Here is a 224-nt window from a genome sequence, read left to right as displayed (position 1 = left end):
GCCAACATTGAGATCAAGACAACCACCGGTCTGGAAATCGAATCCTGCATAGTGTTTGCGATGGCTTCTCGTGATCTATGGGCCTTGCAATCCGTACCGCTGATTTCTTATTTTGAGATTTAGGCTCTTGATGCCGCACAGCTTGCGGCCCCAGAACTGCCTCGCGGTCTGCTGCTGGATGTATGGCGTGTTGACTGGCAGGAACTGTCGACCCGGTTACTGTG

1 pseudogene is annotated in these 224 nt (G+C 52.7%); it reads left to right on the top strand.

Annotated features, from left to right (window positions below):
• A pseudogene (gene ugpQ / locus ACR6JA_RS23360) lies at positions 1-224 on the top strand (glycerophosphodiester phosphodiesterase); the annotation flags it as partial.

The organism is Cedecea sp. B1(4), assembly GCF_059414925.1.
The sequence above is the reverse complement of the archived record's forward strand: the minus strand, read 5'-3'. Positions and strand labels throughout refer to the sequence as shown.